At 69.3% G+C, this 25,909-nt stretch carries 33 protein-coding genes and 1 pseudogene; 26 read left to right on the top strand and 8 right to left on the bottom strand.

Features of this window, described 5'->3' with window-relative positions:
- On the bottom strand, positions 1 to 392 hold a 392-nt coding region (locus ACP2AD_RS06415), incomplete at its 3' end, for a 4-carboxy-4-hydroxy-2-oxoadipate aldolase/oxaloacetate decarboxylase (protein ID WP_425229263.1).
- 90 nt (positions 393 to 482) lie between these two features.
- Between ACP2AD_RS06415 and ACP2AD_RS06410 the strand changes: the two genes are divergently transcribed.
- From ACP2AD_RS06410 to ACP2AD_RS06380, 7 genes are all read left to right on the top strand, one after another.
- Complete coding sequence (locus tag ACP2AD_RS06410) at positions 483 to 1,688, top strand: LysR family transcriptional regulator (protein WP_425229261.1); 1,206 nt, start codon at positions 483 to 485, stop codon at positions 1,686 to 1,688.
- A gap of 57 nt (positions 1,689 to 1,745) precedes the next feature.
- Positions 1,746 to 2,591 carry a DUF1932 domain-containing protein gene (locus tag ACP2AD_RS06405; protein WP_425229260.1) on the top strand — a complete coding sequence of 282 codons (846 nt, stop codon included), beginning with the start codon at positions 1,746 to 1,748 and terminating at the stop codon, positions 2,589 to 2,591.
- Positions 2,588 to 3,613: an amidohydrolase family protein gene (locus ACP2AD_RS06400; RefSeq protein WP_425229259.1), complete on the top strand. Its 1,026-nt coding sequence runs from the start codon at positions 2,588 to 2,590 to the stop codon at positions 3,611 to 3,613. The genes ACP2AD_RS06405 and ACP2AD_RS06400 overlap by 4 nt, the downstream gene beginning before the upstream one ends.
- A gap of 11 nt (positions 3,614 to 3,624) precedes the next feature.
- Entirely contained in the window at positions 3,625 to 4,512 is an 888-nt protein-coding gene (locus ACP2AD_RS06395) for an amidohydrolase family protein (protein ID WP_425229262.1), read from the top strand.
- On the top strand, positions 4,509 to 4,919 hold the full coding sequence (gene ligA, locus ACP2AD_RS06390; RefSeq protein WP_425229258.1) for a protocatechuate 4,5-dioxygenase subunit alpha: 411 nt from the start codon (positions 4,509 to 4,511) through the stop codon (positions 4,917 to 4,919). The genes ACP2AD_RS06395 and ligA overlap by 4 nt, the downstream gene beginning before the upstream one ends.
- Positions 4,919 to 5,758 carry a class III extradiol dioxygenase subunit beta gene (locus ACP2AD_RS06385; RefSeq protein ID WP_425229257.1) on the top strand — a complete coding sequence of 280 codons (840 nt, stop codon included), beginning with the start codon at positions 4,919 to 4,921 and terminating at the stop codon, positions 5,756 to 5,758. Before ligA ends, ACP2AD_RS06385 begins: the two co-directional genes overlap by 1 nt.
- Before the next feature lie 125 nt (positions 5,759 to 5,883).
- On the top strand, positions 5,884 to 6,822 hold the full coding sequence (locus ACP2AD_RS06380; protein ID WP_425229256.1) for a Gfo/Idh/MocA family oxidoreductase: 939 nt from the start codon (positions 5,884 to 5,886) through the stop codon (positions 6,820 to 6,822).
- A 116-nt stretch (positions 6,823 to 6,938) separates the two neighbouring features.
- Here the strand turns inward: ACP2AD_RS06380 and ACP2AD_RS06375 are convergent, their stop codons facing one another.
- Positions 6,939 to 8,429, bottom strand: coding sequence for a PAS domain S-box protein (locus tag ACP2AD_RS06375; RefSeq protein WP_425229255.1), 1,491 nt, complete (start codon positions 8,427 to 8,429; stop codon positions 6,939 to 6,941).
- A 199-nt stretch (positions 8,430 to 8,628) separates the two neighbouring features.
- On the opposite strand from ACP2AD_RS06375, the gene ACP2AD_RS06370 reads away from it, so the two are divergent.
- The 3 genes from ACP2AD_RS06370 (at position 8,629) to ACP2AD_RS06360 (ending at position 10,130) form a co-directional block, all read left to right on the top strand.
- Positions 8,629 to 8,892, top strand: a complete 264-nt coding sequence (locus ACP2AD_RS06370) for a GlsB/YeaQ/YmgE family stress response membrane protein (protein WP_425229254.1) — start codon at positions 8,629 to 8,631, stop codon at positions 8,890 to 8,892.
- Between the two features lie 132 nt (positions 8,893 to 9,024).
- Positions 9,025 to 9,645, top strand: coding sequence for an OmpA family protein (locus ACP2AD_RS06365; protein WP_425229253.1), 621 nt, complete (start codon positions 9,025 to 9,027; stop codon positions 9,643 to 9,645).
- Positions 9,646 to 9,668: 23 nt separating this feature from the next.
- On the top strand, positions 9,669 to 10,130 hold the full coding sequence (locus tag ACP2AD_RS06360; protein WP_425229252.1) for a hypothetical protein: 462 nt from the start codon (positions 9,669 to 9,671) through the stop codon (positions 10,128 to 10,130).
- A 121-nt stretch (positions 10,131 to 10,251) separates the two neighbouring features.
- Here ACP2AD_RS06360 and ACP2AD_RS06355 read toward each other — a convergent pair whose 3' ends face one another.
- The 3 genes from ACP2AD_RS06355 to ACP2AD_RS06345 all read right to left on the bottom strand — a co-directional run bounded on the left by ACP2AD_RS06355 (position 10,252) and on the right by ACP2AD_RS06345 (position 12,239).
- A complete protein-coding gene (locus ACP2AD_RS06355; RefSeq protein ID WP_425229251.1) occupies positions 10,252 to 10,653 on the bottom strand; it encodes a DUF1622 domain-containing protein in 402 nt (133 codons plus the stop codon).
- A 342-nt stretch (positions 10,654 to 10,995) separates the two neighbouring features.
- Positions 10,996 to 11,517: a DUF1003 domain-containing protein gene (locus ACP2AD_RS06350; RefSeq protein WP_425229250.1), complete on the bottom strand. Its 522-nt coding sequence runs from the start codon at positions 11,515 to 11,517 to the stop codon at positions 10,996 to 10,998.
- A gap of 362 nt (positions 11,518 to 11,879) precedes the next feature.
- Entirely contained in the window at positions 11,880 to 12,239 is a 360-nt protein-coding gene (locus ACP2AD_RS06345; protein WP_425229249.1) for a GIY-YIG nuclease family protein, read from the bottom strand.
- Positions 12,240 to 12,352: 113 nt separating this feature from the next.
- On the opposite strand from ACP2AD_RS06345, the gene ACP2AD_RS06340 reads away from it, so the two are divergent.
- Together ACP2AD_RS06340 and ACP2AD_RS06335 are read left to right on the top strand one after the other, a co-directional pair.
- Positions 12,353 to 12,607: a hypothetical protein gene (locus tag ACP2AD_RS06340; RefSeq protein WP_425229248.1), complete on the top strand. Its 255-nt coding sequence runs from the start codon at positions 12,353 to 12,355 to the stop codon at positions 12,605 to 12,607.
- A gap of 272 nt (positions 12,608 to 12,879) precedes the next feature.
- Entirely contained in the window at positions 12,880 to 13,338 is a 459-nt protein-coding gene (locus tag ACP2AD_RS06335; RefSeq protein WP_425229247.1) for a hypothetical protein, read from the top strand.
- A gap of 100 nt (positions 13,339 to 13,438) precedes the next feature.
- Here the strand turns inward: ACP2AD_RS06335 and ACP2AD_RS06330 are convergent, their stop codons facing one another.
- The 3 genes and pseudogenes from ACP2AD_RS06330 to ACP2AD_RS06320 all read right to left on the bottom strand — a co-directional run bounded on the left by ACP2AD_RS06330 (position 13,439) and on the right by ACP2AD_RS06320 (position 14,880).
- Positions 13,439 to 14,107 carry an aquaporin gene (locus tag ACP2AD_RS06330; protein WP_425229246.1) on the bottom strand — a complete coding sequence of 223 codons (669 nt, stop codon included), beginning with the start codon at positions 14,105 to 14,107 and terminating at the stop codon, positions 13,439 to 13,441.
- A pseudogene (gene arsC / locus ACP2AD_RS06325) lies at positions 14,104 to 14,537 on the bottom strand (arsenate reductase (glutaredoxin)). The gene ACP2AD_RS06330 and the pseudogene arsC overlap by 4 nt, the downstream one beginning before the upstream one ends.
- A gap of 13 nt (positions 14,538 to 14,550) precedes the next feature.
- The gene (locus tag ACP2AD_RS06320; protein WP_425229245.1) at positions 14,551 to 14,880 is read right to left on the bottom strand and encodes an ArsR/SmtB family transcription factor; all 330 of its coding nucleotides are present in this window, start codon (positions 14,878 to 14,880) and stop codon (positions 14,551 to 14,553) included.
- Positions 14,881 to 15,294: 414 nt separating this feature from the next.
- Here ACP2AD_RS06320 and ACP2AD_RS06315 point away from each other — a divergent pair, with 414 nt between their 5' ends.
- The 14 genes from ACP2AD_RS06315 to ACP2AD_RS06250 all read left to right on the top strand — a co-directional run bounded on the left by ACP2AD_RS06315 (position 15,295) and on the right by ACP2AD_RS06250 (position 25,847).
- Positions 15,295 to 15,768, top strand: coding sequence for a hypothetical protein (locus ACP2AD_RS06315; RefSeq protein WP_425229244.1), 474 nt, complete (start codon positions 15,295 to 15,297; stop codon positions 15,766 to 15,768).
- Positions 15,765 to 17,072, top strand: a complete 1,308-nt coding sequence (locus tag ACP2AD_RS06310; RefSeq protein ID WP_425229243.1) for a DNA-packaging protein — start codon at positions 15,765 to 15,767, stop codon at positions 17,070 to 17,072. The genes ACP2AD_RS06315 and ACP2AD_RS06310 overlap by 4 nt, the downstream gene beginning before the upstream one ends.
- Before the next feature lie 99 nt (positions 17,073 to 17,171).
- On the top strand, positions 17,172 to 18,296 hold the full coding sequence (locus ACP2AD_RS06305) for a phage portal protein (RefSeq protein WP_425229242.1): 1,125 nt from the start codon (positions 17,172 to 17,174) through the stop codon (positions 18,294 to 18,296).
- On the top strand, positions 18,289 to 18,633 hold the full coding sequence (locus ACP2AD_RS06300) for a DUF6127 family protein (RefSeq protein ID WP_425229241.1): 345 nt from the start codon (positions 18,289 to 18,291) through the stop codon (positions 18,631 to 18,633). Before ACP2AD_RS06305 ends, ACP2AD_RS06300 begins: the two co-directional genes overlap by 8 nt.
- On the top strand, positions 18,630 to 18,983 hold the full coding sequence (locus ACP2AD_RS06295) for an HK97 family phage prohead protease (protein WP_425229240.1): 354 nt from the start codon (positions 18,630 to 18,632) through the stop codon (positions 18,981 to 18,983). Before ACP2AD_RS06300 ends, ACP2AD_RS06295 begins: the two co-directional genes overlap by 4 nt.
- 94 nt (positions 18,984 to 19,077) lie before the next feature.
- Positions 19,078 to 20,079: a phage major capsid protein gene (locus tag ACP2AD_RS06290; protein ID WP_425229239.1), complete on the top strand. Its 1,002-nt coding sequence runs from the start codon at positions 19,078 to 19,080 to the stop codon at positions 20,077 to 20,079.
- Positions 20,080 to 20,191: 112 nt separating this feature from the next.
- A complete protein-coding gene (locus tag ACP2AD_RS06285; RefSeq protein WP_425229238.1) occupies positions 20,192 to 20,743 on the top strand; it encodes a head-tail connector protein in 552 nt (183 codons plus the stop codon).
- A complete protein-coding gene (locus ACP2AD_RS06280) occupies positions 20,740 to 21,135 on the top strand; it encodes a hypothetical protein (protein WP_425229237.1) in 396 nt (131 codons plus the stop codon). The genes ACP2AD_RS06285 and ACP2AD_RS06280 overlap by 4 nt, the downstream gene beginning before the upstream one ends.
- A 25-nt stretch (positions 21,136 to 21,160) precedes the next feature.
- Entirely contained in the window at positions 21,161 to 21,565 is a 405-nt protein-coding gene (locus tag ACP2AD_RS06275) for a phage major tail protein, TP901-1 family (RefSeq protein WP_425229236.1), read from the top strand.
- Complete coding sequence (locus ACP2AD_RS06270; protein WP_425229235.1) at positions 21,562 to 21,894, top strand: gene transfer agent family protein; 333 nt, start codon at positions 21,562 to 21,564, stop codon at positions 21,892 to 21,894. The genes ACP2AD_RS06275 and ACP2AD_RS06270 overlap by 4 nt, the downstream gene beginning before the upstream one ends.
- The gene (locus tag ACP2AD_RS06265) at positions 21,839 to 22,222 is read left to right on the top strand and encodes a phage tail assembly chaperone (RefSeq protein ID WP_425229234.1); all 384 of its coding nucleotides are present in this window, start codon (positions 21,839 to 21,841) and stop codon (positions 22,220 to 22,222) included. The genes ACP2AD_RS06270 and ACP2AD_RS06265 overlap by 56 nt, the downstream gene beginning before the upstream one ends.
- Positions 22,215 to 22,763 carry a tail tape measure protein gene (locus ACP2AD_RS06260; protein WP_425229233.1) on the top strand — a complete coding sequence of 183 codons (549 nt, stop codon included), beginning with the start codon at positions 22,215 to 22,217 and terminating at the stop codon, positions 22,761 to 22,763. The genes ACP2AD_RS06265 and ACP2AD_RS06260 overlap by 8 nt, the downstream gene beginning before the upstream one ends.
- 153 nt (positions 22,764 to 22,916) lie before the next feature.
- Positions 22,917 to 25,181 (top strand): DUF2460 domain-containing protein, encoded by a 2,265-nt coding sequence (locus ACP2AD_RS06255; RefSeq protein ID WP_425229232.1) that lies wholly within the window; start codon positions 22,917 to 22,919, stop codon positions 25,179 to 25,181.
- Between the two features lie 168 nt (positions 25,182 to 25,349).
- Entirely contained in the window at positions 25,350 to 25,847 is a 498-nt protein-coding gene (locus ACP2AD_RS06250; protein WP_425229231.1) for a DUF2163 domain-containing protein, read from the top strand.
- Positions 25,848 to 25,909 lie beyond the last annotated feature (62 nt).

Genomic DNA, 25,909 nt, shown 5'->3' with positions numbered 1-25,909 from the left:
CAGACAGGGAATCGCATCCGCGTCAGGTCGCGGACGTCGCGGACGCCGGCATCGATCACCAGACCCCGGCAGCCCCGCGCCATCGCCGACGTCGCGAGCAGATCGCCGAAATAGCCGTCGCCGCACGGCGAGGTCGGCGCCAGGACCAGAATGTCGCCAGGGCGCAGTTGCTCGATCGCGACGTGGACCATCCAGTTGTCGCCGGGCGGCGCCGAGATGGTGACCGCCGATCCGGCCAGCCGCGCGCCGGCGTAGATCGGACGCAGCGCGCTGGCGAGCAGGCCGGTGCGCCCTTGCGCCTCGTGTGCCGTCGCGACGCCACAGGCGCCCAGCGCGTCCACCACCCCGGCGTCCGCCCGGTCGATCGTTTTTACCACCCGGCCGGTCGTCATCGCGCTCATCGCCGATGCCGTGCGCCAACGGGGCGGCATCCGGCTAATCGAATGTCTCGCAAGCCCATAAGCTTTTGCTATCTGTGCCCCATGATCCCGGCTCCCTACGATCTCAACCTGCGCCATCTGCGCGCGCTGTCGACGGTGGTGACGAGCGGCACCGTCAGCGCTGCCGCGGCGGTCGTCGGGTTGTCGCAGCCGGCGCTGACCCAGGGCCTGCGCAAGCTGGAACAGCAGCTGGGCATGGCGTTGTTCGACCGTCAACCCGACGGCATGACCCCGACCGCAGCGGGGACGGCGATGGCGGAGCGTTGCACGCTCGCGTTTGCGCGGTTGGCCGAGGGCTTGCGCGTCGGGCGCACCGGTCGCGGTGTCGGCCGGCCGGAGCATCGCGTCACCGCGACCCAGCTCGACGCGCTGCTGCGGTTTGCCGATGCGGGCAGTTTCGCGGGCGCGGCGGCGGGCGGTGCGCTCAGCCAGCCCGCCATCCACCGCGCGGTGCGCGACCTGGAACATATCTGCGGCGCCGCGCTGGCGCTGCGTCGCGGCCGCGGCATGGTGCTGACCGAGGCCGGACGACGCGTCGCACGCGGTGTGCGGCTGGCGGCGCTGGAGATCGCCGCGGGCATCACCAGCGCCTCGGGCGATCGCGACGCGGTGCAGCCGATCGCGATCGGTGCCCTGCCCTTGTCGCGGGCGCTGGTCGTGCCCCATGCAGTGGCGCGGTTCATCGCCGGCGAGCCGTCGGCGCCGGTCAGTGTGGTGGAAGGATCGTGGCGCGACCTGGTCGACCCGTTGCGGGACGGATTGATCGATCTGATGGTCGGTGCGCTGCGCGACGAGGACCTGTCCGGACTGGATCAGCACCCGCTGTTCGACGATCGGCTGGCGGTCGTCGGGCGCGCCGGCCATCCGTTGGCCGGCGAGCGCGCCGATGTGGATGCGCTCGCCCACCAAGCCTGGATCGTCGGACCGGCAGGGTCACCGCTGAGGGCGCGCTGGCAGCAGCTGTTCGCCCACCACGACCGGCCGCGCGCGCCGATCGAGTGCGGGTCAGTGATGGTGATCCGCGGCGTGCTCGCCGACAGCGACCTGCTTACCCTGCTCTCCCCGGATCAGGTCGCGCTGGAGCTGACCGGCGGAGTGCTGACGCGGATCGGCGGCCCGGTCGCGCAGGGACTGCGCACGATCGGCGTCACCACCCGCAGCGGCTGGCGTCCGACCGCCGCCCAGGCACGGCTGCTGTCCCTGATCAGGGAGGCCGCCGCCATCACCAGAGTTCCGGAAAGCGAATAGCCGCCGGCGTTATCCGATTGGCGGCAGCGGCGGGGCCTGCCTACCCATTTCGGCAGGATGGACCGGAATATCGCGATCATCGGTGTCGGTGAGGCCGGCATGGCGCTGGCGCCGCCGGGTGCGCGCGGCTTCGATGTCAGGAGCGATCGGGTCAAGCGGGACGATTTTGCGCGGTCGGGGATCGAGCGTTGCGGCACGCTGGCAGCAGCGCTGGATGGCGCGGACATCGTCCTTTCGCTGGTGACCGCCGACCAGGCCCTGGCCGCGGCGCGGGATGCCGCTGCTCATCTGGCGTCCGGCGCATGGTGGGCGGACATGAACAGCGTCGCACCCGACACCAAGCGCGCGGCGCAGCAGGTGATTACCGCGGTCGGTGGCCGCTACCTCGACGTCGCCGTCATGGCCCCGGTGCTGCCCGCGCGAAGCGGGGTGCCGTTGCTGGTCGCGGGCGGGCAGGCCGAGGCAGGCGCGGCGGCGCTGCGCCGGATCGGCTTCGGCAACGTCCGCGCAATTGCCGAGGATGTCGGCACGGCGGCGGCGATCAAGATGATCCGATCGGTAATGGTCAAGGGGATTGAAGCGCTGAGCGTCGAATGCACGCTGGCCGCCAATGCCGCGGGCGTGCTGCCGGAGGTGATCGCCTCGCTCGACACGAGCTGGCCGGGCGCCGATTGGGCGCGTCGCTTCGACCATCATCTCGACCGCGTGATGCGGCACGGCACCCGCCGCGCGGCGGAGATGCACGAAGTGGTTGCGACGCTGGAGGCGCTCGGCAGCGGGTCGACGCTCTCGCTTGCTACGGCGGACGTGCAGGCGGCGGTCGGCCGGCCCGGCGGCGCCGTGCCGGTGGGACTGGCGGCGAAGATCGCGCGGGTGCGGGATATGTCGAGGGCGGCGGCATGACGCTCGTGATCGACTGCCACGGCCACTACACCACGGCCCCGCCGCAGCACGACGCTTGGCGCGACGCGCAATTGGCGGCGTGGCGCGCCGGCGCGCCGCCTCCCGCCTATCCCGCCATCGCCGATGACGAGATCCGCGCGACGATCGAGGCCAATCAGTTGCGCCTGCTGACCGAGCGCGGCGCGGACCTAACCATCTTCTCGCCGCGCGCCTCGACCATGGGGCATCATCTGGGCGACGAGGGCGTGTCGATCGGCTGGGCGCGGGCGTCCAACGACCTGATCGCGCGGGTATGCTCCCTGTATCCCGACACGTTCGCGGGTGTGTGCATGGTGCCGCAGAGCCCGAGGGCCGACCTGACCGGCTCGATCGCCGAGCTGGAGCGGTGCGTGACCGATCTGGGCTTCGTGGGCTGCAACCTCAATCCCGATCCGGGCGGCGGTCACTTCGCCTTTCCGGCACTGACCGACCGCTATTGGTACCCCTTCTACGAGAAGATGGTCGAGCTGGACGTGCCGGCGATGATCCACGTGTCGGGATCGTGCAACCCCGCGCTGCACGCGACCGGCGCCTTCTACATCGCGGCGGACACGATCGCGTTCATGCAGCTGATCCAGGGCGATCTGTTCGGCGACTTCCCGCAGTTGCGCTTTATCATCCCGCATGGCGGCGGCGCGGTGCCCTATCATTGGGGACGCTATCGTGGCTTGGCCGACATGCTGAAACAGCCCGCACTGGCGCAGCACGTGATGGCGAACGTGTTCTTCGACACCTGCGTCTATCATCAGCCCGGCATCGATCTGCTCGCGCAGGTGATCGACAGCAGGAATATCCTGTTCGGCAGCGAGATGGTCGGCGCGGTGCGGGGAATCGATCCCGAGACCGGGCATCATTTCGACGACACCAAACGCTATGTCGACGCGCTGCCGGTCGATGCGGCGGCGAAGCATGCGATCTTCGAGGGCAATGCGCGACGGGTATTCCCGCGGCTGGATGCTATGTTGAAGGCGCAGGGGCGGTGAGCGGCTTCACCATGGACGCCGGCTGGCTGCCCTTCCATCCGACGCCGACCCGGCCCGCCTTTACCCCGCCCTCCGGCGCGGTCGATGCGCATTGCCATGTATTCGGCCCCGGCGACCGCTTCCCCTACGCGCCCGAGCGCAAGTACACGCCGTGCGATGCAGGCGCGGCGCAGCTGTTCGCGTTGCGCGACTTCCTCGGCTTCAGCCGCAACGTCGTCGTCCAGGCGACCTGCCACGGCACCGACAACCGCGCGATGGTCGATGCGCTGGAGCAATCCGGCGGGCGCGCGCGGGGGGTCGCGACGGTCGATGCGGGCATCACCGATGGCGAGCTGGCGGCGCTGCACGCGGCCGGGGTGCGCGGGGTGCGCTTCAACTACGTCAAGCGGCTCGTCGAACCCAGGCCCGACACCTATTACCACGGTATCGTCGAACGGATCGCCGCGCTCGGCTGGCACGTCGTGGTGTATTTCGAAGCCGCCGACCTCGCCGAGAAATGGGACTTCTTCACCTCGCTGCCGACGATCGTGGTGGTCGACCATATGGGCCGCCCCGACCTGACCAGATCCCCCGACGGCCCCGAATTCGCGCCATTCCTGCGCTTCATGGAGCGCGACAATATCTGGTGCAAGGTGACGTGCCCGGAGCGTTTGTCGAAGTCGGGTCCGCCGACCTACGACGATTTCGTGCCGTTCGCGCGCACGGTGGTCGAGCGCTTCCCCGACCGCGTCCTGTGGGGCACCGACTGGCCGCACCCCAACCTCAACATGGTCGGCCACATGCCCGACGACGGCTGGCTGGTCGACATGATCCCGCGCCTCGCGCCGACGCCGGCGGTGCGACAGGCCCTCCTCGTCGACAACCCGATGCGGCTCTATTGGCCCGAGGAGGTCGCGTGACCGCCGACAAGGACATCCACGCCTATCTTGCCGAGTTCGACGACATCCCCGGCACCCGCGTCTACACGGCACGCCGGGCACGCGAGGGGTATCACCTCAACCAGTTTGCGATGAGCCTGATGAAGCCCGCGAACCGCGAGCGGTGGAAGGCGGACGAAGCGGCATACCTCGCCGATTGGAAGCTGACCGACGACCAGCGCGAGGCGGTGCTGGGGCGCGACTATAACCGGCTGCTCGACCTTGGCGGCAACATCTATTTCCTTGCCAAAGTCTTCTCCACCGACGGCCTCAGCTTCCTCCAGGCGGTGTCGACGATGACGGGCATGAGCGTCGAGGATTATCAGGCGATGATGGTCGCCGGCGGCCGCTCGCCCGAGGGGCTGCGCTCGATCAGGGACAAGACATAATGGCGCGCATCACCGCCGGCGTCGCGTGCAGCCACATCCCCGCGCTGGGTGCCGCGATCGACCTCGGCAAGACCGACGAAGCCTATTGGGCGCCCGCCTTCGCCGGCTTCGACTGGACCCGGCGCTGGGAAGCGGAAGCGAAGCCCGACGTCGTCATCCTGGTCTATAACGACCATGCCTCCGCGTTCGACATGCGCATCATCCCGACCTTCGCGATCGGCTGCGCCGACGAGTTCCAGCCCGCCGACGAGGGCTGGGGCCCGCGCCCGGTGCCGACCGTCATCGGTCACCCTGACCTCGCCTGGCACATCGCGCAGAGCCTGATCGTCGACGAGTTCGACATGACGATCATCAACGAGATGGACGTCGACCACGGCCTGACCGTGCCGCTGTCGATGATGTTCGGCCAGCGCGAGGCATGGCCGTGCCGGGTGATCCCGCTGGCGGTCAACGTCGTCACTTATCCGCCGCCGTCGGGCAACCGCTGCTGGGCGCTGGGCGAGGCGATCGCGCGGGCGGTCGCTAGTTTCCCGGAGGAGCTGAACGTCCAGGTGTGGGGGACGGGCGGGATGAGCCACCAGCTCCAAGGGCCCCGCGCCGGGCTGATCAACCCGGTGTGGGACAACGACTTTCTCGACGGGCTGATTGGCGACGACGACCGGCTGCGGCGCATCCCGCACATCGAGTACCTCCGCGAGACCGGCAGCGAGGGGATCGAGATGGTGATGTGGCTGATCATGCGCGGCGCGCTCGGCAAGGCGACGCGCGCGCTGCATCGCCACTACCACGTGCCGGCGAGCAACACCGCGGTCGGGCATCTGGTGCTCGAACCGGTGTAACCTTCTCCCCTCCCGGCCGCGGGAGGGGTCGGGGGTGGACTCGACCGACCCCCAACGATCCTGCCCGCGATGATCGGGCGCCCACCCCCAGCCCCTCCCGCACGCGGGAGGGGGGAGAAGAAGACATGAAGATCGCCCTCGCCGGTCCCGGCGCGTTCGGAGAAAAGCACCTCGACGGCCTCAAGCTGATCGATGGCGTCGAGGTGGTGTCGCTGGTCGGCCGCCGGCTCGAGCCGACCCAGGCGATCGCGGCGAAATACGGCATCGGCCACGCCTGCACCGACCTCGCCGAGGCGCTGGCGCAGGACGTCGATGCGGTCATCCTGTGCACCCCGACGCAGATGCACGCCGCGCAGGCGATCCAGTGCATGAACGCGGGCAAGCACGTCCAGGTCGAGATTCCGCTCGCCGACAGCCTCGCCGACGCCGAGGCGGTGCTGGCCAAGCAACAGGCGACCGGCCTCACCTGCATGGTCGGCCACACCCGCCGCTTCAACCCGAGCCACCAGTATCTGCACGCCAAGTTTGCCACCGGCGAAGCGAGCGTCCAGCAGATGGACGTCCAGACCTATTTCTTCCGCCGCCAGAACATGAACGCCAAGGGCGAGGCGCGGTCGTGGACCGACCACCTGTTGTGGCACCACGCCGCGCATACCGTCGACCTGTTCGCCTATCAGGCGGGGCCGATCGTCGCGGCCAATGCGATCGAGGGTCCGATCCACCCCGAGCTCGGCATCGCGATGGACATGTCGATCCAGCTGAAGGCGCAGAGCGGAGCAATCTGCACGCTGTCGCTATCGTTTAACAATGACGGCCCGCTGGGCACCTTCTTCCGCTACATCTGCGACAACGGCACCTGGATCGCCCGCTATGACGATCTGGTCACGGGGAGGGAGGAGCCGGTCGACCTGACCGGCGGCGCGGCCTCGGCCAACGGCATCGAGCTGCAGGACCGCGAGTTCGTTGCCGCCATTCGCGAAGGAAGAGAGCCGAACAGCTCGGTCGCCCAGGTGCTGCCGTGCTATGTAATCCTCGATCAGCTTGAACAGCAATTGGCCCTATGACCCAAGGCTCTCGATTATCGCCCGTCCACGCTCATATTTCAGCTGCAAGACGATCCGTCGGGTAAGACCGGCGCTGATGAGGCAACGAGCACTGCCGACCATCGCGTCGTGAGCGGTCAGCCACGCTCGCGCAGTCGGCCCCCGATGCCGCGCTCGCGTGCCCAGATCACCGCGGCGCTGCGGCGGTTGACCCGGATCCTGCCGTAGAGGCGCGATACGTGGTTGCGCACGGTGTTCGGCGTAAGACCCAGCCGGTCCGCAATAGCCTTGTCGTCCAGGCCGTCGCAGATCAGCTCCAGCACCTCGCGCTCGCGGGGGCTGAGCTCAACGGAGGAGGGCGAGGCGACAGAGCCGCCATCGCCGCGCAGCGTTGCGAGCTTGTCCATGATGGAGCGGCTGAACCAGCTCGCGTCCTTCATCACAGCCTCGATCGCGTCAACGAGTTCAAGCTCGCTGTGCCGACGGGCGGTCACGTCCTGGTAGAGCCACAGCACGCACCGGTCGCCACGCACGTCGATCGCCTCGGCCGAGACCAGGCAGTCAATCGGCACGCCCTCCTTGGGCAGGACGCGCACATCGCAGGTGCGCACACCGCCCCGGCGGACGATCTCTTCCTCCACGGCTTGGCGTTGGACGGAGTCGTTCCACAGCTGGAAATCGTCGACGGTCCGCCCGACGAGCTCGTGCCCGCTTCTACCGACCAAACGCGAGAACGCCTCGTTGACTTCGACCAGCCGGTGCTCACCGGCGGACGTGACCGCCATCGCCACCGGCGCCAACCGGAACATCGTAGTCGACCGGTGTTCGCTGGCGCGAAGCGCGGTCTCCGCCGTCCGGCGCGGCTCCAGGTCGGCAAACGTGAACAGCATGCACTTCTGCTCGGCAACCTCGATCGGCTGACCAGCGAGGATGACAAGATGGCGCGTACCATCGGGCAGGGGCAGCTCGGCCTCGACCTGCGGGATGGTGGCGCCTTCCGCCAGTCGACTGGCGACCTCCGCGCCGCGCTGCGTGCGGGCGAGGATGTCGAAGTCGCGCAGGTGCCGCCCTTCGATGGCGTCACGCGGGCACCCGCACAGCTCCGCGAACCCGGCGTTGACCCGGACGAACCGCTGGTCAGAAAGCCGCATGATGACCGCAGGCGCAGGGTTGGCCTGGAACATCGCCTCAAACCGCGCCTCGGCATCATAGCGCTCCGACACATCCTGGACAACGAGCGCCAGACAGTCGGGGTCGCCGCCATCCTCGTCCATGACGACGTCGTGGACCTCGTGCGTCCAGCGCGGCTCGTTGTCGCCGATCGGTGCGACTTCAACCACTAGGTCGGGGAAGCTCTCGCCGGCCAGCATCCGCATGATCGGATACTCTCGAGCCTTCAGCCGCCGCCCGTCGCGCAAGCGCAGGCAGAAGCGCTGGCAGTAGTCGTCGGCTGTCGCGCCCAGTTCCTGTGCCTTGCCGACGCCGTGCATCCGCAGCGCCGCGTCGTTGGCGCCGATGATCGAACCGACGGGATCGACGAGAATCACGCCCGCCGTCAATCCGGCGATGAGCTGTTCTAGATGCCGCAGCGTCGGCGAGTGGAGCTGGTGCGTATGCTGGTCTGCCATGAGATAAGAAGGCCCTGCCGCTCCAGTTGTTCCTCAACGCCGGGAGGCGAAACTACCAATTGCCTCGTGACAACGGCACCACGCCCCATGCCGACCCGCAGCCGGCCCGGTGAACGACCGCTAGTATTGGGGGTTGATGCGTCCAACCTAGTCGGGAGCGACGGCATGGCGCCGCGCGAGTCTGGGTCCGGAGGGCTTCATGGGTCTCATTATCCTTCTCGTCGTCGGCGGCCTGATCGGCTGGGTCGCCAGCATGATCATGCGCGACAACACCGGCATCTTCCTCAACATCGTGATCGGAGTCGTCGGCGCGATGCTCGCCGGCTTCCTGCTCACTCCGCTGATCGGCGGCGTTCCGATCACGAGCGGGGTGATCAGCCTGCCATCGATCCTCCTGTCGCTGCTCGGCGCGATCGTGCTGCTCGCGATCGTAAACCTCGTGCGTCGCGGTGCGGTGCGGTGAGCCGGGGCTGACGAGGCGGCGCGGATGCGCCGGCCCCCTCATCGGGACCGGCGTCCTCGCGCTGCTTCGCCAGCGAAACGCGGGCGATCGCCCGTTCAGAACAACCATCATCCCCGCTTCAGGAGAACCGGCATGGCCGACAACGACGGCAAACGTACCGACGGCGCGCCACCACGCGAGATCCACATCGAGAAGAAGGCGACCAACTGGCTGGCTTGGCTGCTGCTGGGGCTAGGCGTCCTGGCCGCTATCTTCGCACTGAGCCGCTGCGACCGGCACGAGGCGACCGAGACCACCACGACGACGACCAGCAATACGGTCGTGGCGGAAACCCCGACCGCGCCGCGGTCCACCGCCATCGCGGGCACCGCCGGTCTGGGCGACTTCCTGGCCGGCTCGCAGCCGACGCCGCAGACGTTCACGTTTGACAAGCTCAACTTCGACACGGCGAGGAGCGACATCCGCGCGGTCGACCGGGCCGATGTGGAGGCAGTCGCCGCGACGCTGAAGACGTACCCGAGCGCGCGCATCCGCATTGCCGGCTACGCCGACACCCGCGGCTCGGAATCCAGCAACCTCGCCCTCGGCAAAGCGCGCGCCGACAGCGTCAAGGCAACGCTTGTCGCCCACGGCATCGACGCTGGCCGGATCGACACCGCCAGCGGCGGCGACCACGACCCGGTCGACACCAACGCCACGGCCTCGGGCCGTGCGGAGAACCGCCGCACCGAACTTGTCGTCACCCAGCGCTAACCTTCACAGAAAAGGACCTTCAGATGTCACGCACTATCACCGCCCTGTTTGACACCCGCGCCGATGCCGATGCAGGCGCCGAGCGGCTCCGCCAGGCCGGCGTCGACGCCAGCAGCGTCGCCGTCCATGACAACACCACCCACCAGACGACCGGCGACTATTCGACCGCGAACGACCAGGGTCTCTGGGCTAGCATCAAGGGTGCGTTCGTCACGCGCGATGATCGCCACACCTATGAGGAGGGCATCCGCCGCGGCGGGTTCCTGCTGACTGCGACCGTCGCAGACGACAACGCGTCTGAGGCGGTGGCTGCGCTGGAGGATGCGAGCTCGATCGACCTCGACGAACGTTCGCGCCAGTGGCGCTCGGAAGGCTGGAACCATCCGGCCCCGGGAGACGAAGCGGACGCAGGCGTCATCTACGGCAGCCGGGAGGCCGGTGTCGGGGGTACCCGCTACCGGTCCTACACCGCCGACCGCGGCTGATCAGTGCGGGCCGGGGCCGCTCAGGCGGTTCCGGCCCCGTAACGCCGACGTCCTCGGACGGCCGCTTGAGCAGGCGAGATCAGGCTGCATGTGAACAGGTGTTCACGCCTATCGGGCGGCGTCAGCCCGGCGGCCCGTCCGTTCTGCCGCTTTCGTGCGAGGAGCCGGATCCTACTTTCTGCCAGGGCCAACGCCCTTCGATCTCTACCTCGAGCGAAAAGCTCAGAAATGTCCGGATCAACACGATGCCGGCGAGCACCGCCAAGCTGGCCAGGGTCGGCTGCACGGCGACAGTGTTGATGATGTCGGCAGCAACCAGGAACTCCAGCCCGAGCAGGATCGCCCGGCCAAGGCCGGAGCGGAAATCGCCAACCGCCCGACCGCGGTCGGTTGAGCTTTGCAGCCCGAGCAGGAAGCGCAGGAGTGCCGTCAGCGCGCCGACGACGATGATCGCCGTGCCGACTATTTCCACACCGCGCGTGACGACGTGGATCGCCGACAGAAATGTAGTATCGCTGGTCATGAGCAGGGTTCTCCCCCTCCCGTATAGGATCGCACCGGAACAGCTGCACAATGCCGCCATCGATCCCTTGTGAATCGGCGCAATCGCAGCCGCCCACACAATGGCAGCGCTTGCACGCACAGCGCCTTTGGGGATGAACTACGCGGCTCTGCGGCTGGCTGGGGCGGGTGCCCCGTCGTCTTCAACGCTTGGCGGCGAGGCGCCTTCACCCAGTCGATCGGTAGAACGACGATGCGGCCATCGGGCAGGACCGGCGGTGGGTTGTGGGCGGCATGATCGTACCCAAGATGCGCGGCGCGCCACATGAAAGTGACGACCGCCGCGCGAGAGGCGGCCGATCGGTCATGCATCGTTGCCCGCGTTGAGTTCGCCGTTCGGGTCGACTGGTCGGGCCATCGAAGTGGCCACTTCGTCCTCCCGGATGGGCAACAGCGGATTGTCACGCCGCTGTTCCTCGAGCAGGTCGATAATTTTTGCGATCTTCTTCTCGCTCAATGTGGCGATCTGCAGTGTCAGCCTGGCTCGCCTATCGGCGATATCATCTTGGTGGCGCTGCGTAGTGAGTATCAGCAGCGCGACCAGCAGAGCGGCAATCGTTGCGACAAATCCCAGGTCGGGAAAGGGGAACTCCTCCAGGGCAATCGACCCCGAAAGCCGTGCCGCGTAGTTGCCGGCGGTCCAGATGATCACGGACCCCGCTATCACCAGCAGTGACCAGGGCCTACCGAGAACAGCGGTCAGGCGGTTCGCGAGACGCTGAACCGGCGAGGTACGCTGGTCGTGATCCTCGTAGAGGCGACCAAGCTGCTCAACCGTCTGCTCGACATGAACGTCAGCACCACGGATCTGGTTGTTATCGGGCATGTGTGCCCAACGCTGGTCGACGCAAAACGGCTACCGCACTCGATCCCTTCACCCCATTCCCGAGGTCGTAAAAGGCGCAGCTACCACCTTGTAGGGGGTTCAACGGTTCGGCTGATGTACCGTCAATCCCGATTTGCGTCGTTGTTCCAGCCGGCCGTCGGACCGTGACGAACGAAAGGCTGCTTCAGGAGACGTGCTGAGGCGCGCTGGACATCTGCAGTTGGGTCTCTGCAGCCGCAGCTCCAAGTTGCGATAGCGCGATTGGGTAGCGCAATTCGGGTAGCGCTCAGGGACCGAGCAGTGCGACGCGTCGCGCCGAGCTGTAACCTCGATGCTCTTGACGTCCGATGTGGGACAATCGGCTAGTGGCCGCCCTCGACCCACGCCACGCCAGCCTGACGGAATGCTTCTGCAAGCGCGGCTTCAAGGTCGATCGACTCCCATTGGCGAAGCGGGTTCACGTGCTCGACCACGTGCGGGAGCAACTGCACGCCGAACCGCCTCACCGCGCCGGAGGCCTTGTAGCCGGCCTTGTGCTGGTCGAACCGCCAATCAGGGTCGCGCGAGGTCTGACCGACATAAAGCCCCCATCGTGGTGGCACGCGCGGATCGTGCAGCAGGACGACGTATAGATGATGGCGCGCGCCTCGTTCGCGAGCGGTCGTGGCTCGCAAGGTGCGCGCGGTTCGCTCGGCCATCGCGATTACGGTCGCTGCGCTCATGGCACCCATTGCCGTGGCATTATCCGACGGCCCAGGTTCGACACGGCGGCCGATCGACTGTACGCACGCCGACCATGTACTTTCGTACCTACAACGCATGGCTACGAGCGGGAATGGACGCCTGGATGCTGGGGGCGGAGGCATCGACCGTCATGGCGTTGAGGATGACCAAGCTCGCGCTTGGCGGTGATCCAGGTGGTCGCGAGGCAACCCTGATGGTTGCGGAGAAGATCAAGGCCGCGGCGGAGCTACAGGCCAGCCTCTTTGCCGACGGCATGAGCCTGACGCCGCTGTCCGGCACCCAGAAAGCACTGCGGCACTATCGCGCCAAGGTCGCCGCCAACCGGCGGCGCCTGTCACGCGGGTAAGAAACGCACTGACCGGTCCGGGTCACGGTGCACGTGACCCTTCCCCGGGCAGCATCGCCCGCCCCGGCGCCTCCCAGCATGCCGGCACCGCGTCGTTGCGGTCAGACTCGCAACATTGACCCTAGCCCTGCGCGACCCGGCCAGGGTGTTTCAACGCGGTTGGGCGTTTCTCATACACGCGGCCACTGCAGCTGGCGCCCCTCAGTGAAGCGACGCGCGTGGTCGGAGTCGGGAGCCGATTTCGCGGACCGGCGACTGGCGGCTGCTGCACCGTGATCGCGCTTCGACGGATCAGCGTGCGGGATGTGCGTCGACAAAGACGTTTCTACCTTAGTACATCAATCCTGGTCGCGAGCGGCAAGAGGTGGGCAAAATCTTCGCTGAACGCGCGGCGTATCGACGATCAATCGATCCGCTTCGTACCTCAAATTCCAGATGGCGCAGCAGTCAGCCACGTGCTGCTCGACATGACGATCGAGCCCTACTGGTTGAGCGCCGCCTACCCAAGAGATTTGCGCTTTTCCGCGGAATTGAAGCGTATCGCCGATAGCAAGCGAGCGCAGGTAAGTGCGATAATTGCCGCGTTCGGCCGGCATATCGGGCTGCGGTTCGTCCGCCAAGAAGGGCCCTGGCGTGTCTTTGTGGCCGATCATGAGCACGCTCAGGTCGAATGGCGGATTATGGACGATGGTCACACGATCAACGGGTTGACGTGGAGAAGGATCGACTGAAAGCGGGCCCCATCTGGTTCTGTACCAATATCCGAAATACTTACTGGCTGCGTACGGGTGCTTATGCGTCGTTGATATTCTCATGCGCCCAGGCGAGCCATCATCGCGCGTCCGCGGTCTGCGGCGTGAACACCGCGTCCGCGATCAGGTGCGCCAGGACGGCGCCGACGAGCTGGGCTGCGACGAACGCCGGGACGGACGCGGGCGCGATGCCGGAGAAGCTGTCGCTCAGCGACCGCGCGATCGTGATCGCCGGGTTGGCGAAGCTGGTGGACGAGGTGAACCAGCAGGCGGCGGTGATGAACAGGGCGACGGTGGCGGGCGTGGCGCTCGGGCGGACCCGCGTCGTGCCGAGGATGGTGACGAGGAGGCCGAAAGTGACGACCGCTTCCCCGGTCAGCTGGCCTAACCCGCCGCGGGCGTGGGTCGACAGCTGGAGGGCCGGCACGTCGAACATGACGTGCGCGACCCACACGCCCAGCATGCCGCCGGCAAGCTGGGCGATCATGTAGCCGATCGCCACGGTGGTGCCGACGTGGCCGCGCAGCCGCATGACCAGCGTGACGGCGGGATTGAGATGCGCGCCCGATATGGGGCCGAGCATCGTCACGAGCACGAACAGGATGGCGCCGGTCGGGAGCGTGTTGCCGAGCAGCGCGATGGCGACATTCCCGCCGGCCAGTCGCTCGGCCATGATGCCCGAGCCGATTACGGTCGCGAAGAGGATCAGACTGCCGAGCGCCTCGGCGAGAAGCGAGCGGCGGATCACGCGGCGATGACGCGCGCGCCGGAGGCGTCGATCACCCGCTCGCCGTCCTCCTTGGCGAAGGCGCCGCGCTGCGGTCGGGAAGGATGTCGAGCGTCGCTTCCGACGGGCGGCAGAGCCGGACACCGACGGGCGTTACGACGAGCGGGCGGTTGATCAGGATGGGGTGGGCGATCATCGCGTCGATCAGCGCGTCATCGCTGATCGCTTCGTTATCCAGCCCGAGGTCAGCGTATGGCGTGCCCTTCTCGCGGAGCAGCTGCCGCGGGGTCAGCCCGGCGCGCTCGATCAGCTGGACGAGCATGGCGCGCGATGGCGGCGTCTTCAGATACTCGACGACGTGCGGCTCGATCCCGGCGTTGCGGATCATCGCCAGCGCGTTGCGCGACGTGCCGCAGTCCGGATTGTGGTAGATCACGACGTCGATCGGCATGGGGCGGCTCCGGTCAGCAGCAGGAGAGTTCGGCGACGAGCGGCGCGCAAAGCTCCGCGCGCCCCTGGCAGCAGTCCCTGGCAAGGAAGAGCATGAGGTCGCGCAGCCGCTCCATGCGCGCGCGCTGGATCATGTGACGTCCGCGCTTCTCCGCGCCGACGAGTCCGGCCCTGGCGAGCACGGCGAGGTGGGTGGAGAAGGTGCTCTGGGTAAGGCCCGTCGCATCCACCAGCTCGCCGGTCGACAGCCCATCCGGCTCGTGCCGGACCAGCAGGCGGAATGCCTCCAGTCGCGTGGGATGCGCGAGCGCCGCCAGTGCCGCCAGTCCGTCCTCAACGTCCATGCATCGGGAATAGCCGATGGGACGACAGCGTCAACACCGATGACCGGGCGTCGGCTTTGGGGGATAGTCCGTTCAGGTCCGCAGCCGGGCCGATCGGTCGGTCTCCGACGCCCGACGCTTTCTCCGCCGCACAGCCCCATATACCCTTTCCGGACCCGTCACTAACCCATCTGGCACTTTACGCTTGACAGCGTGACGCTGTTCGAGTACATATCAGGAACAGTCAGGAATTGCGAGTCGAGCCGCGGCGCTCGGGGTTCGGCCTCGAGGCGGCCCGATCTGCTGTCCGGGCCGGGCGGTGTTTGAGGCGTCCGGCGGGATGCTGCCGGTAGGCGGCGGCCTGGCTGTTGGTGGGGAGGGGAGCCGTCGTGCTGCGGGGCACGGCGGCTCCTTTGCGTTTGGGGAGGAGCGAGGGTGGCAATCACGAACGCGCGATGCGGGTTGCAGCGGCGCACGCCGCCGCGCTGGACGGCGAAGGCGCGAGCCGTTTTCCTGGATGAGCTGGCGAACAGCTGCAACGTGAAGCGGTCCGCGGCGGCGGCGGGTCTGACCGTTCGCGGCGCCCGCGAGCTGAAGAATCGCGATCCCGAATTTGCGGCGCTGTGGGAGCGCGCCCTGGCGGAGGGGACCGAGCGGCTCCATGAGGAGCTGATCGCCATCCAGCTGGGGCAGGTGCAGTCCGAGGATCATCCCGGCGACGAGCGTACCGAGCGGACGCCTGCGCCGTTCGATGCCGAGCTGGCGATGAAGACGCTGAAACTGCAAGCTGACCTCTCGCGCACGCTGCCGCGCCGTTATGTCGCCGCATGCGTCGCGACACCCGAGGAGATCGACGAGGCGCTGATGAAGCGGCTGAATACGCTCGCCGCCAAGCTGGGCACGTCATGACCCGGCGGGAGCTGGTCCTGGGCTATGCGCGCTTGCCGGCCGACTTGCGCATGAAGGCGGTGATGCGCCTGACGCCTGCGCAACGCCGCGGCCTGCTGCTCGACTGGCGCGGCTGGGCGATGCCGGGTCAGGCGCCGCCCGACGGCGCCTGGCGCGTCTGGCTGCTGCGCGGCGGGCGCGGGTTCGGCAAGACCCACAGCGGCGCGGCGTGGGTCGTCGCGCAGGCCCGGGCGACGCCGAAGCTGCGGATCGCGCTGCTCGCGGCGTCGCTGGACGAGGCGCGCGCGGTGATGGTGGAGGGCGAAAGCGGGCTGCTGAACTTGGCGGCGAGCGCCGAACGCCCGCAGTGGCTGCGGGACAATGGCGAGCTGCGATTCACCAATGGATCGATTGCGACGATCTACTCGGCCGCCGCGCCCGACAAGCTGCGCGGGCCGCAGCATCATTATGCGTGGTGCGACGAGCTGGCCAAATGGCGCTATGGCAATGCCGCGTGGGACAATCTGATGATGGGGCTGCGGCTGGGCACGCACCCGCAGGTGGTGGTGACGACAACGCCGCGGCCCACCGCGCTGGTGCGCCGGGTGATGGCGCTGCCCGACTGCGTGCAGACGCGCGGGTCGACGCACGACAACCTGTACTTGCCGGGCAGCGTCGTTGCGGCGCTCGAGGCGGATTATGGCGGCACGCGGCTGGGGCGGCAGGAGCTGGATGGCGAGCTGCTGGAGGATCATGAGGGCGCGCTGTGGACGCGCGCCATGCTGGACCGGTGCGTGGACGCGGACGTGCCGGTGCTGCGGCGGGTGATCGTCGCGGTGGACCCGCCGGCGAGCACGGGCGGTGACGCATGCGGCATCGTTGCAGCGGGGGTGGATGCGGACGGCATCGCCTGGGTGCTGGAGGATGCGAGCGTTCAGGGCGCATCGCCGGGCGGCTGGGCGCGGGCGGTGGCCGGCTGCGCGGCGCGGGCCGGCGCCGACCGGGTGGTGGCGGAGGCGAACCAAGGGGGTGACATGGTGACGCACGTGTTGCGCGGCGCCGACGCGGGGCTGCCGGTCAAGCTGGTCCATGCCAGCCGCGGCAAGCTGGCGCGTGCGGAGCCGGTCGCGCACCTGTACGAACGTGAGCAGGTGCGTCACGCGGGGGCGTTCCCGGAACTGTGCGACGAATTGTGCGGGATGGTTGTGGGCGGCGTCTATGCCGGGCCGGGCCGCTCGCCGGATCGCGCGGACGCGCTGGTCTGGGCGCTGACGGAGCTGTGCCTGGGCGGGCGGCAGGGCGAGGCGGCGGTGCGGGTGGTGTGAGCGCGGCCGCCGGCCGGCGTCCCGCAACCGGGCCGGACCCTACCGCCCGTGACGGCCGTCCCTCTCCCGCAGGCGGCAGAAGGCGAGAAGGAGACTGACATGAAACTGTTCGGCCGCAGGGCCGGGCGTGCGCCAGAGCATTCTGGGGCGCGTCCGGCTCTTTCTTCAACGGCGTCTTATGCGGCGGGGGCGTGGCCCCCGTCCTACGAGACGCAGGTGCGCGACGGCTATGGCCGCAACCCGGTGGCGCAGCGCGCGGTAAGGCTGGTGGCGGAGGCCGTGGGGAGCGCGCCGCTGCTCGCGTCCGACCCGGCGCTCGGCGCGCTGGTGCACGGCGCGGCCGGCGGGCAGGCCTTGCTGGAGACGGTGTCGACGCAGTTGATGCTGCACGGCAACGCCTTCGTGCAGCTGCTGCGCGATGCGGAGGACGGGGTGGCGGCGCTGTATGCGCTGCGGCCCGAGCGCGTGACGGCGGCGTGCGACGCGAGCGGCTGGCCGGCGGCGTATCTGTACCGGGTCGGTTCGCGGGTGACCCGCCTGAGCGCCGACGGGCCGCGGCCGGAGGTGGTGCATCTGAAGGCGATCAATCCGCTCGACGATCATTACGGCATGGGCTGCCTGCCCGCGGCGGCGACCGCGATCGCGGGGCACAATGCGGCAGGCGCCTGGAATCGTGCGCTGCTCGACAATGCCGCGCGGCCGTCGGGGGCGCTGGTGTATGAGCCGGGTGACGGTTCGACGCTCAGCCCCGAGCAGTTCGCGCGGCTGCGAACCGAGATGGAACAGGGATTTGCGGGGGCGGCGCAAGCGGGGCGGCCGATGCTGCTGGAAGGCGGGCTGCGCTGGCAGGCGCTGTCGCTGACGCCCGCCGACATGGACTTCATCGAGCTGAAGGCGGCGGCGGCGCGCGAGATCGCGCTGGCTTTCGGAGTGCCGCCGATGCTGCTCGGGCTGCCAGGGGATTCAACGCATGCCAATTATCGCGAGGCGAACCGGGCGTTGTGGCGGCTGACGGTGCTGCCGCTGGCGGGGATGATCCTGAGCGGATTGGCGCAGGCGCTGGGCGGGTGGTTTGCGGATGCCGCGCTGGCGGTCGACCTCAACCAGGTGCCGGCGCTGAGCGAGGACCGCGAGCGGCTGTGGGGCAGCATCACCGCCGCGGACTTCCTGACGCGCGAGGAGAAGCGCGCAATGCTCGGAATAGGGGAGCCAAGCGATGAGTGATGTCGGATCGTCGGCGTTACCGGCGGGGGCGGTGCTGGCGCAGCTGCTCGGGCAGGGCGCGCGCGAGGGAACCGATCTGGTGACGCTACGCGCGATCGCGGAGGAGGCGGGCGAGCTGGGCGCAACGCGTGCGCTGACCCGGCTGGGGCTGGCGGATGCAAGCGCGGCGGAGGATGTCCGCGAGCTGCGCGAGCTGTTGCGGGCATGGCGCGACGCCAAGCGCTCGGCGCTGAACAGTCTGGCGAAGGCCGCCTGGGGGTGGGTGACGCGGATCGTCTCGGCGCTGCTGCTCGCGGGGCTGGCGGTGCGGCTGGGGTTCGGGGACTGGGTCAAGTGACCCGGTTCGGGGGCTATGCGGCGCTGTTCGACCGGGTGGACCGCAGCGGCGACGTGTTTCGCGCGGGCGCCTTTGCCGGCGCCGTATCGGTGCCGTTGCTGCGCAATCACCGTGGCGCGCCGATCGGCGGCGTGACCGTGTGCGAGGATGAGCGCGGATTGCTGGTTGCCGGTTTCCTTGCGGAAGATGTGGATGGCGTGCGGGTCGGCGACGGGCTGTCGGTCGGCTTTCGCGCGACGGCGACGCGGCAGGGTGCGCGGCGCGAGATCCTGGGCGTGCGTCTGGTCGAGGTGAGCCTGGTCGCCGTGCCGATGCAGCCGGGCGCGCGGGTGACGATGGTTTCCAACTGAGTTCGGGGCCCGCGGTGGGCCCCCTCCACCACTCGCCCAAGCGGGCGAGCGGTTCCCTCCCCGTCCCGGGGAGGATCACAGCAGGAGCAATGACATGGATGTGATCGACAGGCCGGTGCTCGCGGGAGCATCGGAACGGGCGGGTGCGCCTGCATTCGAAGGGTTCGTGCGGACCGGGCAGACTCTGGAGCTGAAGGCGTTCACCGGCGTGACCGGCGATGCGGGCGGCTATGCCTTGCCGCGCGAGATCGACGCGGCGATCGACCGGGCGCTGGCAAGTATCTCGCCGATCCGGCGGATCGCCAATGTCGTGAAGGTCGGATCGGCCGGGTATCGCAAGCTGGTCACCACCGGCGGCACGCCGTCGGGCTGGGCGGCGGAGACCGACGCGCGGCCGGGCACGGCGACGCCGGTGTTCCAGGAGGTCGTGCCACCGTCGGGCGAGCTCTACGCCAATCCGAGCGCTAGCCAGGCGATGCTGGACGACGCGGCGTTCGACGTCGAGGCGTGGCTGGCGGACGAGATCGCGACCGAGTTCGCGCGCGCCGAGGGGGCGGCGTTCGTCACCGGCTCCGGCGTCAATCGGCCCAAAGGCTTCCTCACCAATCCGGTGAGCGCGGCGGCCGATGCGACCCGGGCGTTCGGGACGCTGCAATACCTGGCGTCGGGTGCGGCGGGGGACTTTGCGGCGAACCCGCAGGAGCGGCTGATCGACCTGGTCCAGGCGCTGCGGGCACCTTACCGGCAGGGGGCGAGCTTCGTCATGAACGCCGCGACGGTGGCGCGGCTGCGCAAGTTCAAGACCTCGGACGGCGCGTTCATCTGGCAGCCGGGGCTGGCGGCGGGGCAGCCCGCCACGCTGCTCGGCTATCCGGTAGTCGAGGCGGAGGACATGCCCGACGTGGCGGCGAACAGCCTGTCGATCGCGTTCGGCAACTTCCGGCTGGGCTATCTGATCGCAGAGCGCAGCGATACCGCAATCCTGCGCGATCCCTATTCGAACAAGCCGTTCGTGGGGTTCTATGCGACCAAGCGGATCGGCGGGTGCGTCGTCAACGCGGAGGCGATCAAAGTGATGAAGTTCGCAGCGTCGTGAGCTGACGGTGTGGGCTCGTGGCGGACGCATCCGATCGCGGCGAGCCCCCTCCACCACTCGGCTGCGCCGGGTGGTTCCCCTCCCCGTAGCGGGAGGATTTTAGGAGAAGATCATGGCAGCGTCGGCGGTGCCGGTGTCCGTCCTGGCCGATCTGGCCGGGGCGGCACGGGGGTATTTGCGCGTGGGGGAGAGCGTCGAGGCGGGGTTGCTCGCCCGGCTCGCGGAGACGGCGGTGACGACCGCGGAGGCGTTCTGCGGGACGGTCATCGTCCAGCGGCAGGCCGAGGACGTGCTGGCGGTGAGTGCCGCGTGGCAGCGGCTGGCGACGGCGCCGGTGACCGCGATCATGGGGGTGACGGCGCTGCCGGCGGGCGCGGCGCCGCTCGTGCTGCCCGTAGACGCCTATGCAGTCGACATCGACGCGGGGGGCGACGGCTGGGTGCGGGTGACCGCCGCGGGCGGGGCGGCACAGCTGGCGGTCAGCTATATGGCGGGGCGGGCGACGAGCCTTGCCGCGGTGCCCGCAGCGCTGGCGCAGGGCATGGTGCTGCTGGTCGCGCATCTGTTCGAGCATCGCGACGGCGACGTGCTGCCGCCCGCCGCAGTGGCGGCGTTGTGGCGGCCCTTCCGGGTGATGCGATTGGCCACGCAGGTGCATGTATGAGCGCCGCGGAGTGGCTGTTCGCGAGCTGTATGGCGCATCTGGCGGAGAACGCCGCGCTCGATCCGCTCCACGTGTTCGACTTCGCGCCCGATCGCGCCGGGTTTCCATACGCGGTGATCGAGGATCCGGTGCTGCAGGCCTGGGACGGGGCGCTCACGACCGGACGGATCGGCACGGTCGCGATCGGCTTTCGCGACGGTGGCGAGCGGCCTGCGCGGCTGCGGCTGCTGATGGGGCGGGTCGAGGAGCAGATGGCCTACCTGCCGGGCGACTTGGGCGGCGAGGGCTGGCGGCTGGCGGGGCTGAGCCTCGCCCGGAGCCGGGTGGCGCGGGTGAAGGGTGGCTGGATTGGCCGGGCCGAATGGTCGGTGCGGATCTTCAGGGCGAACTGAGGCCAAGATTGGCGGGAGAGCGACGATGATCGAGAAGGGTTCAGCGTTTCTGTTGAAGGTCGGCGACGGTGCGCCGACGCCGTCGTTCGCGACGGTGGCGGGGCTGCGCACGACGCAGCTCGCGGTCAATGGCGAGGCGGTGGTGGTAACCAGCAAGGATTCCGGCGGCTGGCGGCAGCTGCTGTCAGGTGCTGGCGTGCGATCGGTCAGCGTTTCGGGGGCGGGCGTGTTCACGGGCTCCGCCGCCGAGACGCGGCTGCGGGCGAGCGCGCTGACCGGCGTGCTCGACGATTACCGGCTGAGCTTCGAGGGCGGCGATACGATGACCGGACGGTTCCTGGTGACGCGGCTGGACTATGCCGGGGACTTCAACGGCGAGCGGACCTACACGCTGTCGCTGGAAAGCTCGGGCGCGGTGGTGGCGGCGTGAGCGCGGCGGCTTCTTCCACCGCCACGGCAAATCCGTATCGCGGCGAGGCGTCGCTGCGGGTGGCGGGGGAGATGCTGGTGCTGCGCCCGAGCTTTGCGGCGCTGGTGGCGGCGGAGGGCGAGCTGGGGCCGCTGTTCGCGCTGGTCGAGCGGGCGGCGGAGGGGCGGCTGGAGCTGGGCGAGACGGTGGCGCTGTTCTGGCACTGCCTGCGCGACCGGCCGGCGGGGCTGACGCGCGAGGCGCTGGGCGAGGCGGTGGCTGAGCGCGGGCTGAGTGCGGCGACGCCGGTGCTGCGGGTGGTGCTGCAGCAGATCCTGGCGGGGTGGTGAGGTGGTGGTGGGTTCCTCCCCGGCACGGGGAGGTGGCGCGCGCGTAGCACGTGACGGAGGGGGCTCCCCATCCGGTTCACCGCCCGCGGCCCGCCCCTTCCACCATGCGGCTGCGCCGGACGGTCCCCCTCCTCCTCCCGGGAAGGATTTTGGTGCTGCGGCGGCGCGGCTCGCTGGGTTTTGCGGTATCGCGTTCCGCTGGTCGCCCGAGGCCTTCTGGGCGGCAACGCCAGCGGAGGTGGCGGCGGTGATTGCCGCCCTGGCGCCTGCCGGTGACGCGCCGGTGACAAGGGTGGGATTATGCGAATTGGAGAAAAGCTGTGGATGACCTGGACACGCTGCTGGGCGGCGTCAGGCTGGATACCCGCGGGTTCGCGGCGGACGTGAGCGCGATGCGTAGCGTCTTGGAGGGCGGGCTGGGCGCGGGGGCGGACACGGCCGGGCGGTCGATCGAGACGTCGCTGCTGCGCGCCGTCAGGATCGGCAAGCTGGGGTTCGACGATCTCAAAACGGCGGCGGTGCGCTCGCTCGACGCGATTGCGGCGGCGGGGTTGAAGAGCGGACTCGCCGCCTTGATCGGGAGCAAGTCGGGTGGGCTCGCAGAAACGCTGGCGAGCGTGGTCAGCGGGCTGCCAGGACGCGCGACGGGCGGGCCGGTGACGGCCGGGCGGCCCTATCTGATCGGCGAGCGCGGGCCGGAGTTGTTCGTGCCGAACGGGGCCGGGCGGATCGAGGTCGGCGCGGCGGGCGGCGAGCGCGACGTGCGGGTGAGCATCACGGTGAACGCCGGCGCGGGCGAAAGCGGCGAGGCGCTGCGCCAGTCGAGCCGGCAGGTGGCGCGCGCGGTGCGCGCGGCGTTGGCGGAATAAGCTTGACTCCTCCCCCTGCAGGGGAGGTGGCCGGCGGAGCCCGACGGAGAGGTGGAGCCTTCGGTAGAGGGTCTCGCACGAGCGGTGACACCCTTTCACCCCCGCGCCGACGCGCGGCGGCACCCCTCCCCTTGCAGGGAAGGATTTTTGAGCATGCCTTATTGCCTCACCGCCGCTCGGCACGAGCAGGCGAGCGACTTTGTGTCCCGGTTCGATCCGCGGTTCTGGACGGTCAACTTCCCGCGACCGGCGATGGCGGCGGTCACCACCCCGATTGCTCTTGGCGCGGCCGATGCGCTGCGGGTCGATGCGGTGTTCTACAATGCGGGCGATCTGATCGGGCTGATCTGGGAAGCGGTCGATCGCTTCGATCATCCGCTGCTGGCATATGAGACGTCGCGCGATTTCCGCGGGTGCCGGCTGTCGTTCCGCTGGCGTTCCGGCGGCGTCGTGCCGCTCGATGCGATCGACGGCGCGGTGCTGACGGTCGAGGGGCGCGACGAGACCGGCGAGGCGTTCACCGCCTATGTGCGGCTGTGGAACTATGCGGCGGGGACGGGCGAGGACGCGGCTATCAGCCTCGACTTCGCCGATGTGCGCTACGGGTTCGGGAGCGGCGGGCCGCCGGTATGGATGGGCGATGTCGACCGGCTGTTCGTGTCGCTGGCGCCGCCGGGCTATGTGCCGGGGAGCGCCGCGGCGCTAGCCAGCCCGGCGGAAGGGTGGGCCGAGCTGACCAACATCGTCTGCGACGGGCCGGGCGCGGTGCTGGCGATTGGCGACGTGGTGGTGCCGCCGCATGGGCTTTGCATCGCGAACGGCTATGACGACAGCTATCACCTGACGCCCGCGCGGCTGCTGCGCAACGTGCTGCAGCTCGGCTATCGCGGCGCGATCGACCACTATGTCGGGATGAGCCATTACTTCCGCCTGTCGGCAGGGTCGGCGACGGCCGTTGGCGGCGCGCTCAATGTCGCGTGCGCGGCGTGGCATCGGGACTTTGCGGCGCGGGCGCGACAGCTCGGCTTCGACGTGATCTGGTCGCTGTCCTTCGAGCTGCTCGACCAGCATTGCCCGGCGGCGTGGAAGCAGCGGGCGGCGGACGGGTCGGCGGCGCAGACAGGCTATACGCCGCCGTCGGCTTTGCTGTCGCCGGCGAACGCGACGGCAATGGGGTATCTGCAGACGGTCGCGGCGGCCTTCATGGCGATCACGATCGCCGCAGAGCTGCCGCCGAAGTTCCAGGCGGGCGAGCCGTGGTGGTGGACGAGGGACGACGGCAGCCCCTGCCTGTATGATGCGAGCGCGGTGGCGGCGTTCGCGCCGGTGGCGATTCCCGATGTGCGGGGGACGCTGAGCGGGGCGCAGCTGGCGACGCTGGATGCGGCGGGGGCCTGCCTTGCGGGTGCGACGGCGGCGCTGGTCTCGGCGGTCAAGATCGCAGCGCCGGGGTGCGTGACGCACCTGCTCGCCTATCTGCCAACGGTGCTCGACCTGGCCGCGCGAGAGCTGCGGCGGGCGAACCTGCCGCTGGGCTGGGCGTACCCGGCGTTTGATGTGCTGCAGGTCGAGGACTATGACTGGGCCGCCACCGGCGATGTGGCGGCGAGCGCCACCGGACTCGCGGCGATCAAGGCGCGGCTAAGCTATCCGGCGGCGCGGCAGCATTATCTGAGCGGCTTTGTCGCTTCGCCCGGGGATGCGGCCGAATGGCGGGCGATCGTCGACGCGGCGGAACGCGCGCGGGCGCGGGGGGTGGCGGCGGTGTTCCTGTGGGCGCTGCCGCAGGTGCTGCGCGACGGGCTAATCTACTGGGCGGGAGACGATGAGATGGACGCGTTCGACGACGTGCTGTTCCCGCTGGCGCTGGGGAGGGCGGCGGAGGTGGCGCCTGCCTTCTCCACTGCGATCGTTGCGGGGAGCGGCGGGGCGGAGCAGCGGCAGGCGAACTGGGCGGCGGCGCGGACGCGCTACGATGTCGGGCCGGGGGTGCGCAGCGAAGCCGACATCCAGACGCTGCTGGCGTTCTTCCGCGCGCGGATGGGACCGGCGCGGGCGTTTCGCCTGCGCGATCCGTTCGACGCGAACGCGACCGACGAGCTGCTGGGGACCGGCAACGGCGCGACCCGGCGGTTCGCGCTCCAGCGCTGGTACGGGGCGATGACGCGGCGGATCACGCGACCGGTGGCGGGAAGCGTGTCGGTCAAGGTCGCGGGCACGGCGACGACCGCGTTCGCGGTCGAGGCGGGCGGGTTCGTGCTGCTCGACGCCGCGCCCGCAGCGGGGGCCGCGGTGACCGCGAGCTTCGGCTTCGACGTGCCGGTGCGGTTCGCAGACGACCTGCTGACGGTGAGCCGCGCGACGTACCTCGCGGGGGAAGCGGCGAGCGTGCCGTTGGTGGAGGTGCGGGAGGGATAATTCCTTCGTCTCCCGCTTGCGGGAGAAAAGAGACTTGGCGGACGGGTGCCGACCCGCAGCAATCAGGCGCCAAGTAGTATCACCCGCGGCCGTTCCGCACTTATCCCTCATCCCGCCGCCGCTAGCGGCTGTCCCTCTCCCGCCCGCGGGAAAGGCTGGAGATCACAGATGGACATGCTTTCGCATGAGCTGACGACGCTCGCCTTTTGCTGGCGGGTGGAGCGGCGGGACGGGGTGACGATCGGGCTGACCGGGCATGACCGCGACCTGGTCGTCGACGGGCTGCTGCATCGCGCCGCGCCGGGGATGACGCCGTCGGCGGTGAAGCGGACGCTGGGGCTCGACGGCGACACGATGGAGGTCGCGGGCGCGCTGAGCGCGGCGGCGATCGGCGAGGCGGACCTGCTGGCGGGGCGCTGGGACGGGGCACGGGTGGTGTTGTTCGCGGTCGACTGGACGGGCACGCCCGGCCGCGTCGCGCTAGGCGAAGGGCGGCTGGGCGCGGTGTCGGTGACCGACGGCGCGTTCACCGCTGAACTCAGGGGCGCGAGCGCGGCGCTGCAGCGGCCGGTGGTGGAAGAGACCTCGCCGCGTGCCGGGCCGAGCTGGGCGACCGGCGCTGCCGCGTGCCGATGGCGGGGCGGCGGCGGTTTGCGCGGGTGGTGAGCGTCGATGCGGCGGCGCTGACGGTCGATCGCAGCGGTGCCGACGGGGTTTATGCGGGCGGG

The sequence above is a fragment of the Sphingomonas sp. genome (genome assembly GCF_965248875.1).
Taxonomy (GTDB): Bacteria; Pseudomonadota; Alphaproteobacteria; order Sphingomonadales; family Sphingomonadaceae; genus Sphingomonas.
Note: the sequence above shows the minus strand (reverse complement) of the source record. Positions and strands in the feature narration are given on the sequence as shown.

Bases quoted from the DNA above. Each gene is read 5' to 3' on its own strand.
- ACP2AD_RS06410 (WP_425229261.1), top strand. From the start codon at position 483: ATGATCCCGGCTCCCTACGATCTCAACCTGCGCCATCTGCGCGCGCTG.
- ACP2AD_RS06405 (WP_425229260.1), top strand. From the start codon at position 1,746: ATGGACCGGAATATCGCGATCATCGGTGTCGGTGAGGCCGGCATGGCG.
- ACP2AD_RS06400 (WP_425229259.1), top strand. From the start codon at position 2,588: ATGACGCTCGTGATCGACTGCCACGGCCACTACACCACGGCCCCGCCG.
- ACP2AD_RS06395 (WP_425229262.1), top strand. From the start codon at position 3,625: ATGGACGCCGGCTGGCTGCCCTTCCATCCGACGCCGACCCGGCCCGCC.
- ACP2AD_RS06385 (WP_425229257.1), top strand. From the start codon at position 4,919: ATGGCGCGCATCACCGCCGGCGTCGCGTGCAGCCACATCCCCGCGCTG.
- ACP2AD_RS06380 (WP_425229256.1), top strand. From the start codon at position 5,884: ATGAAGATCGCCCTCGCCGGTCCCGGCGCGTTCGGAGAAAAGCACCTC.
- ACP2AD_RS06375 (WP_425229255.1), bottom strand. From the start codon at position 8,429: ATGGCAGACCAGCATACGCACCAGCTCCACTCGCCGACGCTGCGGCAT.
- ACP2AD_RS06370 (WP_425229254.1), top strand. From the start codon at position 8,629: ATGGGTCTCATTATCCTTCTCGTCGTCGGCGGCCTGATCGGCTGGGTC.
- ACP2AD_RS06365 (WP_425229253.1), top strand. From the start codon at position 9,025: ATGGCCGACAACGACGGCAAACGTACCGACGGCGCGCCACCACGCGAG.
- ACP2AD_RS06360 (WP_425229252.1), top strand. From the start codon at position 9,669: ATGTCACGCACTATCACCGCCCTGTTTGACACCCGCGCCGATGCCGAT.
- ACP2AD_RS06355 (WP_425229251.1), bottom strand. From the start codon at position 10,653: ATGACCAGCGATACTACATTTCTGTCGGCGATCCACGTCGTCACGCGC.
- ACP2AD_RS06350 (WP_425229250.1), bottom strand. From the start codon at position 11,517: ATGCCCGATAACAACCAGATCCGTGGTGCTGACGTTCATGTCGAGCAG.
- ACP2AD_RS06345 (WP_425229249.1), bottom strand. From the start codon at position 12,239: ATGAGCGCAGCGACCGTAATCGCGATGGCCGAGCGAACCGCGCGCACC.
- ACP2AD_RS06340 (WP_425229248.1), top strand. From the start codon at position 12,353: ATGGACGCCTGGATGCTGGGGGCGGAGGCATCGACCGTCATGGCGTTG.
- ACP2AD_RS06320 (WP_425229245.1), bottom strand. From the start codon at position 14,880: ATGGACGTTGAGGACGGACTGGCGGCACTGGCGGCGCTCGCGCATCCC.
- ACP2AD_RS06310 (WP_425229243.1), top strand. From the start codon at position 15,765: ATGACCCGGCGGGAGCTGGTCCTGGGCTATGCGCGCTTGCCGGCCGAC.
- ACP2AD_RS06305 (WP_425229242.1), top strand. From the start codon at position 17,172: ATGAAACTGTTCGGCCGCAGGGCCGGGCGTGCGCCAGAGCATTCTGGG.
- ACP2AD_RS06300 (WP_425229241.1), top strand. From the start codon at position 18,289: ATGAGTGATGTCGGATCGTCGGCGTTACCGGCGGGGGCGGTGCTGGCG.
- ACP2AD_RS06290 (WP_425229239.1), top strand. From the start codon at position 19,078: ATGGATGTGATCGACAGGCCGGTGCTCGCGGGAGCATCGGAACGGGCG.
- ACP2AD_RS06285 (WP_425229238.1), top strand. From the start codon at position 20,192: ATGGCAGCGTCGGCGGTGCCGGTGTCCGTCCTGGCCGATCTGGCCGGG.
- ACP2AD_RS06280 (WP_425229237.1), top strand. From the start codon at position 20,740: ATGAGCGCCGCGGAGTGGCTGTTCGCGAGCTGTATGGCGCATCTGGCG.
- ACP2AD_RS06275 (WP_425229236.1), top strand. From the start codon at position 21,161: ATGATCGAGAAGGGTTCAGCGTTTCTGTTGAAGGTCGGCGACGGTGCG.
- ACP2AD_RS06255 (WP_425229232.1), top strand. From the start codon at position 22,917: ATGCCTTATTGCCTCACCGCCGCTCGGCACGAGCAGGCGAGCGACTTT.
- ACP2AD_RS06250 (WP_425229231.1), top strand. From the start codon at position 25,350: ATGGACATGCTTTCGCATGAGCTGACGACGCTCGCCTTTTGCTGGCGG.